Origin of the sequence: Parabacteroides sp. TM07-1AC (assembly GCF_003480915.1) — a bacterium.
GTDB classification, from domain to species: domain Bacteria; phylum Bacteroidota; class Bacteroidia; order Bacteroidales; family Tannerellaceae; genus Parabacteroides; species Parabacteroides chongii.
The window spans coordinates 271,315-284,390 of record NZ_QUKD01000007.1; the positions used below are offsets into that span (position 1 = coordinate 271,315).

Genomic DNA, 13,076 nt, shown 5'->3' on the forward strand with positions numbered 1-13,076 from the left:
CTATTCAATCTTATTTAATTTATCAATCAGATCATCCAGGATATTCCTGACAGTCGGATAACTCACCCCCATATTTTTCGCCATATCTTTCAAACTGCCGCTCGACTTGATAAAATCAACGATAAACAGTTGCTCCTTCTCGGTCAATCTTGCCAAAGGAGGCAGCTCAAAGTTTCCACAGACCTCTGTATCACATTGTTCACAAAACAACCGTCCCACTCTCAGAGGAGAATCACAGGCCGGACATTGCAAGGGTAATCGTTTCTTTTTCTCATCCATTTTATTCAATCTTTACGCAACAAAGATAATAACATATTCAATATTATCAATTATAACATAAATATTATTCATATATAAATAAATATTATTACACAACACTATTCTATTACATGTAATCTCCGGTTCGAATAAATGCTTCTCTTATTTAGATTGATTAATCTACTTTATCACCTTTTCTATGAAAATATCTTCCCGATAGGAGAAATGTTGGGTTATTCATCTTATTTTTGCAAAGGATGGAAAACAATCAAGAATCTCTTATGGTAAATATTATAGACAAGATAAACTCTTCATACCCAATTTCCGATACAACGATACAAACATTAAAAGAACATGTTACTTTATGCCATTTCCCTAAAAAGTATCAGTTGATAAAGGAAAATATGTTTTGCAAATCGGCCTACTTCATCGAGAAAGGCATGACTCGTTCCTTTTGGCTGGTGAACGGAGAGGAAATAACGACCTCCTTTGCCCATGAAGGAAGCATTGTCTTTAGTATGGACGAACTATATTATAATAAGGTAAGTGAAGAGTTTGTAGAAACACTCGAAGATGTAGTAGCCTATCAAATATCATTGACCGATTTACTTCAGCTTTTTCAAACCAATATTGAATTGGCGAATTGGGGAAGAGTTATTCATCAAAACGAATACAGACGCTTGCACCGTTCACATAAAGAACGTCTTACGTTATCAGCAAAAGAAAGATTCGAAGAATTCAAACGACAATTCCCAGAAGTTTATCAACGAGTACAACTGGGATATGTCGCATCCTATCTGGGAATTACCCCCTCTACACTCAGCCGCCTCAGAGCACAGAAATAATCATTATCCGGTAAAATTTGATATAGGACAAATTTTAGGACGCATAAGTTTTATAATTTTGGAGCTTCATTAGTTACACGTAGTAATAATCTAAATAATAAACTCTTATCATGCAAAACATTTCTTCCGCTGCGTTTACAGACAGTAAACCTCATTACGATCTTCTCGACGGATTAAGAGGAGTAGCAGCACTTTTAGTCGTATGGTATCACGTCTTCGAAGGCTACGCTTTCGCCGGAGGCACTACCATCGACACTATCAATCATGGTTATCTGGCAGTGGATTTCTTCTTTATCCTGTCCGGTTTCGTTATCGGCTATGCCTATGACGACCGCTGGTCGAAGACGCTGACTATGAAAGATTTCTTTAAACGCCGTTTGATCCGTCTCCACCCGATGGTTATCATGGGAGCGGTTCTGGGAGTTATCTCTTTCCTGATTCAAGGCAGTGTAAAATGGGACGGGACACACGTCTCTATCTCCCTGGTCATGCTATCCCTACTTTGTTCATTGTTCTTCATTCCCGCGATACCGGGAGCCAATTATGAGGTCAGAGGAAACGGTGAAATGTTCCCACTGAACGGTCCCAGCTGGTCGTTGTTCTTCGAGTATATCGGCAATATTCTTTACGCTCTGTTCATTCGCCGTTTGTCAACCAAAGCATTGACTGTTGTCGTCTTTTTGATGGGCGCGGCACTGGCAGCATTCGCCACCCTCGACGTATCCGGCTACGGTAACATCGGAGTCGGCTGGACATTGGACGGCGTGAATTTTGTAGGCGGATTATTACGCATGCTCTTCCCCTTTTCTATGGGTATGCTTTTATCCCGTAACTTCAAACCCATCAAAGTGAGAGGCGCATTCTGGATCTGTTCGATCATATTACTGGGATTATTCTCTGTACCCTTCGTGGAAGGGACAGACCCGATTTCCATGAACGGACTTTATGAATCCGTTTGTATCATCCTGATTTTCCCTATTCTTATCTGGATAGGTGCATCGGGAACCACTACCGATACGAAGTCGACAAAGATATGTAAATTCCTGGGAGACATCTCCTTCCCACTCTATATCATACATTATCCTGTGATGTATCTGTTCTATGCCTGGTTGATCGACAAGGAACTTTACACGCTTGCCGAGACCTGGCAGGTAGTTTTGTGTGTTTGTGCATTGAATATAGTTTTGGCTTACCTATGCCTGAAACTATATGACGAACCGGTAAGAAAATGGTTAAGTAAGAAGTTCCTGGCCAGAAAACAGGCATAAAAGGAATTACCGAACGCAGATGACGCAAAAAACGCAGAGTCTCGCAGACTTTTATTATTAAATTATCTGCGATATTCGGCGCTTTCTGCGTCATCTGCGTTCGGTAATACAAACATTTAATACATCTCCTTTCGTTTTTTCCGGCTATTTATCGTAAGTTTGTGAACCAATATAAACTTACAAACTAAATATATCATGAAACAAAACAACCTATGGATAACTGCCCTCGCATTGGGTATTACGTTATCCGCCTTCGGACAGCAGGCCGACAAAGGAATCTCTCCGGAAATGCTGCAACAGATCAAACAATCGTACAAAGGAACTCCTACCGACAAGGCTATCCATAACGCCATCAGTAACAACGACATCAATAAGCTGGCAGTAAATGCCGACAGCAAAAACAATTTCGATACTTACTTCTCTAATAAAGTAAACAGTAAAGGTATTACCAATCAAAAGTCTTCCGGCCGTTGCTGGTTGTTTACCGGTTTGAACGTATTCCGGGCACAGGCGATCGCGAAATATAATATGGGAGATTTCCAATTCTCACAGAATTATTCCTTCTTCTGGGACCAGTTGGAAAAAGCCAATCTGTTCCTGCAAGGGATCATCGACACACGCGAGAAACCGATGGATGACAAAATGGTGGAATGGTTATTCAAAAATCCGCTTAGCGACGGAGGACAATTCACCGGCATATCCGATATCCTGGGTAAATATGGCGTAGTTCCCGCTGACGTAATGGTGGAAACCCATAGTAGTGAAAGTACGGGAAGAATGGCCAACCTGATCGGTCTTAAGTTAAAAGAGTTCGGCCTGCAATTGCGCGATCAGTCTGCCAAAGGAGCCAAAGTGGCTGCATTGGAAAAAGACAAAACAGAAATGTTGGGAACCATTTACCGGATGCTGGTCCTCAACCTGGGTGAACCGCCTACGAAATTTACCTGGACTCGCAAAGATGCACAAGGCAACCCGGTTGAAACAAAAGAATATACTCCTAAATCATTCTTCGACGAATATATCGGCAAAGACCTGACAAACAATTATGTTATGCTGATGAACGATCCGAGTCGTGAATATTATAAGTTATATGAGATCGATTTCGACCGTCACCGTTATGACGGAAAGAACTGGACTTACGTAAACCTGCCGATCGAAGAGATCAAAGAGATGGCTATCGCCTCTATCAAAGACAGTACAATGATGTATTTCTCTTGCGACGTAGGTAAATTCTTCGATCGTGAACGGGGTCTGTTGGATGTGAACTATTACGACTACGGTTCACTGATGGGAACTACTTTCGGTATGGATAAGAAACAGCGTATCCAAACATTCGCCAGCGGTTCGTCACATGCCATGACCTTGATGGCTGTCGATCTCGATGCAAACGGTACACCTAGAAAATGGATGGTAGAAAACAGCTGGGGACCGGGAGCCAACAGTGGCCACCTGATCATGACCGACGAATGGTTCAACGAATATATGTTCCGTCTGGTAGTCGAAAAGAAATATATCACCGACAAAGTGAAAGACGTTCTCAAACAAACACCGACCCGCCTTCCGGCCTGGGATCCGATGTTTACAGACGAAAATTAATAGTTGTATTGGAAAACTAAAAAACAAACCCGGCAGGCCAATCTGCCGGGTTTGTTTTTTATGTCTCTAATTACTTCTTTTTATTGTATTTACTTCCGATCCAAGTTCCTTGTTTCCACAAATACTCCAAGGGCCCTTGTTTATGGCGTGACAACCAATAACGGCTGAATAGCCATTGAGCGGAGAAAATAAACAATCCGATAAGCAAAGTCGCTGTAGCCCCGGTAACACGATACAATCCCAAGCCAAATCCATAATAAATACATACTCCTATAATAGACTGAGAAATATAGTTTGTCAGGCTCATACGCCCATAAGGTATAATAAACTTTTGCCAGTTACACCCATTCTCCTTTTTAAACCAAATCAGCACAAAGATCGAAACCAAAATTAGCATAAAAGCAAAATTGCTAAGAGATTGTGTTATTATCTTATATGGAAGCAATACGGATGGATTGCCTATATGTTCGGGGACAAAAACCCGAAGCAGATAAAGTGGAATGAATGCCAATACACCTATACCCAAGATACGTTTCCAGAAACCAATTGTACGATCACTCCTTATGAAAGATCCATTACGTCCTAATAACATTCCAAACATAAACAAGGCCGATGTCTGAAACAACCGTCCATTTTCTACTTGCCAGAAATTACTATATAATTGTCCATCCCATATATTACTATGCAAGACCTCCCAAAAAGAACCATTCATAGTTACCCCTCCTACCCGTTCTGAATAGATCATGAATCTATTTCCGATAGCGACATAATCCGGGTCAAATAACGCATACAACATTCTGCCCCATTCAAAAGGCTGAAGCAGCAGACAGACGGCGATCCAAAAAACAATTTTATCTTTCAGTTTACATACCGGAATAAGGACAAAACCAGCAACGGCATAGAGTACCAGGATATCACCATTATAAAATAAGGCATGAAGCTGGGCAAACAAGAACAACAGAACTAACCGCCAGGCAAAACGTCCCCGAAAATCGATCCCTTTTTGTTCCGCATGATGAAACTGAATATAGAAACTGAAACCAAAAAGCAAGGAGAAAGTAGCATAAGCCTTTCCACTGAACAGAAAGAAAAAGCTATCCCACATCCATTTGTCCAGAACCTGCAACCAAGCCGGCTGAAATTCCGGAATGAAATAAATATTATAATGTTCAAGATTATGCAACAACACAATCGCCAACAAAGCAAAACCGCGAAGCGCATCTACTACACTCAAGCGTTCGGATTTTTGAATAGTATGTATCATTTCTTATTATGTATCAGATATTCAATATATATAAGTCTTTGTCTCATTTTCCCCAATCCGAAGGATTTGCCCCCATCTGCAATACCAACGTTCCGCCCTTCATCAGGTCGGCATGCGTCAGATAACATTTATTGTAAGGATTTCCATTTAAAGTAGCCTGCTGGACATATATATTTTCAGGGCTATTATTGCGAGCTTCAATCACAAATGTTTTTCCCTCAGCATAGTCCGGATCCAAATTGAAAACGATCTTCTCAAATACCGGACTGGTTATTTCATAACGCTGGTCACCGGGACATACCGGATGTAATCCACTAGCTGCCAATACATACCAGGCAGACATCTGCCCGACATCTTCATTTCCGACTAGACCCAAGACTGAATTTTTATAAGCATTCCGACAGATATCCCGCGTCCATTTTTGAGTAAGTTCGGGAGCACCCAGACGGTTAAACAGGAACGGAACATGATGAACCGGTTCATTAGCATGGTTATAATATTGATTCCAGAGATAACCTTCGGGAGTCTGTTCAAACATATCCGTCAGATCGGCCAGCACTTTTTCACGCCCACCCATCATTTGAACCATACCTTCCACATCGTGTGGAATGAACCAACCCTGCTGGTATGCATTACTCTCCGTACAACCATATCCTTCCGCCAGTCTTCCCGCTTCGGGTAAAGGTTGAAATTCACCTTTTTCATTACGTGGCCTGAACCAACCATAATCGGTATCATAAATTGTTGAATAGGTCATAGCCCGGCGGTCAAAATATTCCTTATCGGTATCCTTGCCCAACCATTCAGCCAGACGGGCCATACACCAATCATTGTATGCATATTCCAATGTATGAGAGATAGACCCCGGCGTATATCCTTCTTTATTATTACCAAACAACCGGGAAGTATTTAAAGCATAACGGTATGCCTTATCTATATCATAAGAACGGATTCCTTTTGAATAAGCGTCACACAAAACAGACAGAGCCGGATTACCCAACATACAACCGGAATAGGCATTCAACAATTCCCATCGCTCCAGATATTCGTTTCCACTCTGATCGGCAATCTCCACCAACGAGTTGAGCAGGTCATTGATCAGGGTTGGATTAATAATAGTTTGCAAAGGCATCTGGCTACGGAAAACATCCCATCCGCTAAAAATAGTTCGTTTAGTGAACTGATCCGTCATATGCGCCTTCTTGTCCGCTCCCATATATTCCCCGTTCACATCACTACAAATCCTCGGGTCGATCATAGTATGGTAAAGAGCAGTATAAAAGATATGTTTTTCATCCTCCGTACCTCCGGTCACAGTTATTTTGGACAGGGCATCGTCCCATAACCGGCGACAGTCAGCCAGTGTTGCGTCAAACTCCCAGGCATTCATTTCCGAATGCAGATTCTCTTCTGCATTCTTCATACTGGTAAAAGAGATCCCACTTTTCATGAGGATCTGTTCTCCTGCATCGGTATCGAATTCCGCATAAAAGCCCAAATGCTTTCCGGTCAACGACTTCACATCAGGGATAATGCGGGCATTCCGAACAACTTCATGATAACGTTCGCTCTCGATATCTTCCCGTTTTCGTGTCCACCCGTCCGGTATGTCGGCCGACCATACGCCATGCGATCGGAAAGGACGGGAAAATTCAGCATAGAAATAGACTGTGTAATCAGATTTTCCTGCACCATTTCCCCAGCCGCCACCTTCGGGAGGACATTTCATTTCACCTCTGATCGTATGGTCATTGATCACTTCGATCGCCTGCCAGGTAGAAGTTCCTCCTACCCTGCGTGCCAAGTCTATTTGTATACGAGCCTCTTTACTCTCCGGGAATGTAAAACGCAACATACCGCTATGAGGAAGGGCCGTCGCTTCCGCTTTTATCTGATAATCGGTAAGCATCACGGAATAATAACCTGCAGAAGCCTTCTCCGATGCTTTATCATACCGGGAACGATAACCATTATCCGGATCTTCCAACGTTCCCGAAAAAGTATGCAACTTACCGACTGTCGGCATTACCAACAAATTCCCCAGATCGCCATACCAGCCGATCCCACTCATTTGTGTAAAAGCAAAACCTTCAATAGAAGTATGTTCATCACTATAACCCGGTCCATTATCACCACCTGTTATCGTATTAGGACTCACCTGCACCATTCCAAACGGAGCAGTCGCCCCCGGAAACGTTTTACCCAAACCATGATAGGAACCGCCAGCATCCATGCTGGTCGATGCTCCGATAAAAGGATTTACATAAGAAGAAAGAGAAGCCTCCTCCGGCTGGTCTTTCACTGATCCACAGGAAAAGAGCGCACCGAGAACCAAAAAACACAAACTAAAGACTTTTTTCATACACATTCATTGATTAATTAAGAACGGAAACAAAGATAACATTTCATAAAAAAAGCCACCCCATAATGAGGTAGCTTTTCTCTATGAATTATTTATCTGTTAAATTATTCTTTTATTATCCCAAAGGAATCTCCTTTAATATTTTATCAGTCGATCCCGCATTACCGCTAACAAAACGTCCCGCACTATCTCCCGCAGCTTCCAACACTTCATGATAGGTAAGCAGTTCATCCATCTTATCGCAGAAAGCCTGTTTATCCGATACGGAAAAACCGCCACCGACTTTGATCAGATCACGGGCTTCCTTAAATTTCTGGTATCTGGGACCGAACAGAACCGGAATGCCATAAACAGCCGCCTCCAACGTATTATGTATACCGGCACCGAAACCACCACCGATATAAGCGATCGTGCCATAACGATAGATCGAAGACAATAGTCCGAAACTGTCGATAATCAGGCAATCTTTACCTTCCAGCAAAGACGGATCCTGTTTCACATCCGATAGACGGACGGAAGGACGCTTCAACAGCGATTCGATATACATCAGATGTTCGCGGTGTATCTCATGTGGAGCAATGATCAGCTTCATCTCCGGATGTTCATTGAAATAAGGGATCAGAATTTCCTCATCCTGCGGCCAGGAACTTCCGGCGATAAGAGTAAGGTGTTTTTCTTCCCCTCCTTCACAAACAAAACGTTCTACATTCGGTAATTCGCGTGCCTGATTACGGACATCCAGCACCCGGTCGAAACGGGTATCACCGGTAACCGTCACATTCTTTATTCCGAACTCATTCAGCAATGCAGCCGACCGATCGTCCTGTACAAACAAATGCGTGAAACAATAAAGCATCTTCCGGTACGGATAGCCGAACCATTGAAAAAAGAGCTGGTCGCGACGGAAGATGGCAGAAATAATATAAACAGGAACATCCCTGCGCTTCAACTCATGCAGGTAATTTCCCCAAAACTCATATTTGATAAATATGGCAATAGCCGGGTTTGCCAGATTCAAGAACTTTTTAACCCGGTAAGGCGTATCGAAGGGCAGATAACAAATGACATCCGCCCCATTATAATTTTTACGAACCTCATATCCCGAAGGGGAAAAGAAAGTAAGCAGTATTTTATACTCCGGATGTTCCGCCTTGATCTTCTCCATCATCGGACGGCCCTGTTCGAACTCGCCCAGGGAGGAAGCATGAAACCAGATATACTTTGCATTCCGGTCGATCTTCTCACGAAGAATAGAATTGGTCCTCCACTGACCCAGACGCATGATCCGGGCCTTCTTATGGAATGGAGATATCAGCGCAATAATAAATGCGTAAAAGTGGATTGCCAGACTATACATAACTTATTTAAGCACTTCAATCGCTCTTTCGATGCGGCGAATAGATTCTTCTTTTCCTAAAGCTTCTGTAATATCAAATATATGAGGACCTTTTCCTTCACCAACCAAAGCCAGACGGGTAGCATTCATGATATTTCCCAAATGGTATCCTTTGCTTTCGATCCAGGCTTTCACTTCTTCTTCCGTTCCTTCGATATCGAACGGCTCACGAACGCGCAGCACTTCGATCAATTCTGCCAACTGGGCAGCAGAATCGGCTTTCCAACGTTTCTTCGTTGTCTTCTCGTCATATTCGGTCGGGGCAACAAAGAAGAAAGCACATGCATCCCATAAATCCTTAATGAAGGAAACACGGTCTTTCATCATTCCTACCACTTTCTCCACATAAGCCGGTTCGGCTTTTACGCCGTGGCTTTCAAGGATAGGCATGAACAAGGCTGCCACTTCTTTATTGTCTTTTTTCTGGATATACTGATGGTTGAACCATTTCCCCTTTTCATAATCGAACTTGGCACCAGCCTTGCTGCAACGGGTCAGATCAAAATATTTGATCAGCTCCTCCATGCTCATGATCTCCTGGTCGTTACCCGGATTCCATCCCAACAGGGCAAGGAAGTTCACGACTGCTTCCGGCAGGTAACCGCTTTCACGATATCCCGAAGAGACATCACCGGTTTTAGGATCATGCCATTCCAACGGGAAGACAGGGAATCCCAGACGATCACCGTCACGTTTGCTCAGTTTACCATTTCCTTCCGGTTTCAACAACAGGGCCAGGTGGGCAAACTGCGGCATTGTATCCGCCCAACCCAAATAACGGTATAACAATACATGAAGAGGGGCACTCGGCAACCATTCTTCACCACGGATCACATGGGTCACTTCCATCAGATGGTCATCCACGATATTTGCCAGGTGGTAAGTAGGCAATTGGTCTGCCGATTTATATAATACTTTATCATCCAAGATAGAAGAGTTGATCACCACTTCGCCACGGATAATATCGTTTACATGAATATCTTCGTTCGGTTCGATCTTGACACGGACAACATACTGATGACCCGCATCGATCAAAGCCTTTGTTTCCTCAGCAGAAAGAGTCAATGAATTGCGCATCTGAAGACGGGTAGATGCGTCATACTGGAAATTAGCTATTTCCTGACGTTTGGCATCCAGTTCCTGCGGTGTATCGAAAGCGATATAAGCCAGACCGTCGTTCAACAACTGATCGACATATTGTTTGTAAATAGCTTTCCGCTCACTCTGACGATAAGGGCCCTGTTCGCCTCCAAAGTTCACACCTTCGTCGAACTTGATACCCAACCAGGTAAGCGCTTCAATGATATACCCCTCAGCTCCCGAAACAAACCGTTGAGAATCGGTATCTTCAATACGTAAAATCAAATCTCCGCCATTTTGTTTGGCAAACAAATAATTGTATAATGCAGTACGAACACCTCCGATATGCAGCGCCCCTGTCGGGCTGGGTGCAAAGCGGACTCTAACTTTCCTTTGAGTCATAATTCTTTCATTCTATAATAATGCGGCAAAAGTAGCCCTTTTTTTTCTCTTAATAAACTTTTTTATGTACATTTCGCCCTCAAATAAGAAACTTATGAAACTAAAAAACTATAGCATACATCCCGCCGTATATTTCATAGTAGCATCGCTGTTGATTGCTTACTTTTTTCCACGTGAAGGAAAATTCCGTTATCAGTTCTATGAAGGCAAACCCTGGAGATACGGATTACTCACCGCTCCAAGCGATTTCCCCATCTATAAAACCGATGCTGAAGTCGAAGCTGAAAAAGACAGTGTACTAAAAAACTTCGAACCTTATTTCCGTATGGATGCAACGGTGGAGAATACGGAAGTGGACAAATTGCGGACAGCCTATAACAAAGAGCTGAACAAGAAAGCGACTCCGGCTTATATGCAATATATCGAAAACAGCCTCGTCAGTTTATATAAAAACGGAATCATAGCTCCCCAGGAACTGGAGAATCTGAAAAAAGACAATTATGCACGTGTCAACCTCCTGGAAAATAATGTCGCACATTCACGGTATGCCAGCGACTTCTTCACGGTGAAAACAGCTTATGAGTTCATCATCAATAACTGTCCGTCGCGCCTGGACAAATCGATCTTACAGTCTTGTGACATCAATAACTACCTGAAAGAAAACATAGCGTATGACGAGGCTATGTCGGAAAAGGTCAAAGACGATATGCTCCGGAGCGTAGCATTGGCCAATGGCATGGTGCAGGCGGGAGAACGTATTGTAGACAGGGGAGAAATTATAGACAATCACACTTACAACGTATTGCGTTCCCTGAAGATCGTACACGAAACGAAGTCGGGAGGCGCCCAGCGACAGAGCATTATCCTCGGCGGGCAATTCGTACTGGTATTCGGTATTATCTTCTGTTTCTGGTTATACCTGTGGTCTTTCCGGCTAAAGATATTGCATAACCGACGGAACGCCCTGTTTCTCGTCCTGTGCATATTTGTCAGTTGCATATTGACGGAACTGTGTGTGACCTACGCCTTGTTCAATATTTACATTCTGCCTTATGCGATCGTGCCCATTGTTGTGCGGACCTTCTTCGATTCGCGGACAGCCCTGTTCACACATCTTGTCATCGTCCTGATCTGTTCGCTGATGGTTCCTTTCCCCCATGAATTCTTGTTGTTACAGATCATTGCGGGGATGGTGGTCACATTCAGTCTGAGGGATTTGTCAGAACGTTCACAACTGATCCGTTGCGCATTCTTGATCTTTATGTCCTATACGCTATGTTACATCAGTCTCGCTCTCTATCAGGAAGCCGATTTCAACAAGATCAACTGGCTGATGATCTTATATTTCGGTATTAATTTCATCCTGTTGATGTTTACCTATATCCTGGTCTACATGCTGGAAAAGACATTCGGATATGTATCGAGCATTACGCTGGTAGAATTATCCAACATCAATACGCCTATCCTTAAAAAGTTATCGGAAACCTCTCCGGGGACGTTCCAGCATTCTTTGCAGGTTTCTATCCTGGCATCCGAAGCGGCTGCCAAGATCGGGGCAAACGCGCAACTGGTACGTACGGGAGCCATGTATCATGACATAGGAAAGATGGCAAACCCGGCTTTCTTCACCGAAAACCAAAGTAGTGTGAATCCACATAGCCAACTGACTTTCGACCAGAGTGCCAAAGTGATCATCAACCATGTCACCGACGGAGTAAGAATTGCAGAAAAAGCGTTGTTGCCTAAAGCGGTTGTCGATTTCATCCGAACGCACCACGGACTGGGTAAAGCCAAATATTTCTATAACTCATTCAAAAACCAGTATCCGGATAAAGAGATCGACGAAAAGGTGTTTACCTATCCGGGACCTAACCCGTTCTCTAAGGAGACAGCCGTGTTGATGATGGCAGACTCAGTCGAAGCTGCCTCCCGCAGTCTGAAAGAACATACGGAAGAAAGCATCAAACAGCTGGTGGATAAAATTATCGACGGACAGATCGCAGACGGATTACTGAAAAGTGCTCCGCTGACTTTCCGGGATGTGGAAACGATTAAAAGTGTTTTTGTCGACAAGCTGAAAACGATGTTCCACACCCGTATCAGTTACCCAGATCTGAAGAAATAGTCTCCAGTAATCCCCCGCAGGCGTCTTCCAGTAAATCGAGAACCAACTCAAAGCCGGAAGCGCCTCCGTAGTAAGGGTCGGGCACATAATCGTATAATTTATTACAGGAATATTCCGTCATCTGGTGTATTTTGGCAATAGATTCCAGGTCGGGAGCTTTTTGTTTCAGATCATCTACATTGCGGTCATCCATTCCGATGATCAAATCGAAATCGTAGAAATCGGAAGTACGGACAGGACGGGAGATAGAATCGAGCACATATCCTCGTCGGGCAGCGTGACTACGCATCCGCTGGTCGGCACGCTCTCCTTCATGATAACCCAGGATACCAGCCGAATCTATTTCGATAAAATCTTCAAGACCGGCATCCTTTACCAGCTTCTTCATCACCGCCTCAGCCGAGGGAGAACGACAAATATTTCCGAGACATACAAATAACAATCTTATCTTTTCCTGCTTCATTATAATGGTTATTTAAT

10 protein-coding genes are annotated in these 13,076 nt (G+C 43.4%); 4 read left to right on the top strand and 6 right to left on the bottom strand.

Features of this window, described 5'->3' with window-relative positions; translation table 11 throughout:
• Complete coding sequence (locus DXD68_RS15550) at window positions 1-279, bottom strand: DUF2089 family protein (protein ID WP_075558769.1); 279 nt, start codon at window positions 277-279, stop codon at window positions 1-3.
• Window positions 280-539: 260 nt separating this feature from the next.
• Here DXD68_RS15550 and DXD68_RS15555 point away from each other — a divergent pair, with 260 nt between their 5' ends.
• From DXD68_RS15555 to DXD68_RS15565, 3 genes are all read left to right on the top strand, one after another.
• Complete coding sequence (locus tag DXD68_RS15555) at window positions 540-1,103, top strand: Crp/Fnr family transcriptional regulator (RefSeq protein WP_122362444.1); 564 nt, start codon at window positions 540-542, stop codon at window positions 1,101-1,103.
• A gap of 110 nt (window positions 1,104-1,213) precedes the next feature.
• Window positions 1,214-2,371: an acyltransferase family protein gene (locus tag DXD68_RS15560; protein WP_122362445.1), complete on the top strand. Its 1,158-nt coding sequence runs from the start codon at window positions 1,214-1,216 to the stop codon at window positions 2,369-2,371.
• A gap of 195 nt (window positions 2,372-2,566) precedes the next feature.
• Entirely contained in the window at window positions 2,567-3,967 is a 1,401-nt protein-coding gene (locus DXD68_RS15565) for a C1 family peptidase (protein WP_122362446.1), read from the top strand.
• Window positions 3,968-4,037: 70 nt separating this feature from the next.
• On the opposite strand, the gene DXD68_RS15570 is transcribed toward DXD68_RS15565, so the two are convergent.
• The 4 genes from DXD68_RS15570 to gltX all read right to left on the bottom strand — a co-directional run bounded on the left by DXD68_RS15570 (window position 4,038) and on the right by gltX (window position 10,471).
• Complete coding sequence (locus DXD68_RS15570) at window positions 4,038-5,231, bottom strand: DUF418 domain-containing protein (RefSeq protein ID WP_122362447.1); 1,194 nt, start codon at window positions 5,229-5,231, stop codon at window positions 4,038-4,040.
• A 43-nt stretch (window positions 5,232-5,274) separates the two neighbouring features.
• Window positions 5,275-7,593, bottom strand: coding sequence for a GH92 family glycosyl hydrolase (locus DXD68_RS15575; RefSeq protein WP_122362448.1), 2,319 nt, complete (start codon window positions 7,591-7,593; stop codon window positions 5,275-5,277).
• 115 nt (window positions 7,594-7,708) lie between these two features.
• Entirely contained in the window at window positions 7,709-8,950 is a 1,242-nt protein-coding gene (locus DXD68_RS15580; protein ID WP_122362449.1) for a 3-deoxy-D-manno-octulosonic acid transferase, read from the bottom strand.
• Between the two features lie 3 nt (window positions 8,951-8,953).
• Window positions 8,954-10,471, bottom strand: coding sequence for a glutamate--tRNA ligase (gene gltX, locus DXD68_RS15585; protein WP_122362450.1), 1,518 nt, complete (start codon window positions 10,469-10,471; stop codon window positions 8,954-8,956).
• A 94-nt stretch (window positions 10,472-10,565) separates the two neighbouring features.
• Here gltX and DXD68_RS15590 point away from each other — a divergent pair, with 94 nt between their 5' ends.
• Window positions 10,566-12,596 (top strand): HD family phosphohydrolase, encoded by a 2,031-nt coding sequence (locus DXD68_RS15590; RefSeq protein ID WP_122362451.1) that lies wholly within the window; start codon window positions 10,566-10,568, stop codon window positions 12,594-12,596.
• On the opposite strand, the gene DXD68_RS15595 is transcribed toward DXD68_RS15590, so the two are convergent.
• Window positions 12,571-13,059 carry a low molecular weight protein-tyrosine-phosphatase gene (locus tag DXD68_RS15595; protein ID WP_122362452.1) on the bottom strand — a complete coding sequence of 163 codons (489 nt, stop codon included), beginning with the start codon at window positions 13,057-13,059 and terminating at the stop codon, window positions 12,571-12,573. The two genes, DXD68_RS15590 and DXD68_RS15595, sit on opposite strands and share 26 nt — an antisense overlap.
• Window positions 13,060-13,076 lie beyond the last annotated feature (17 nt).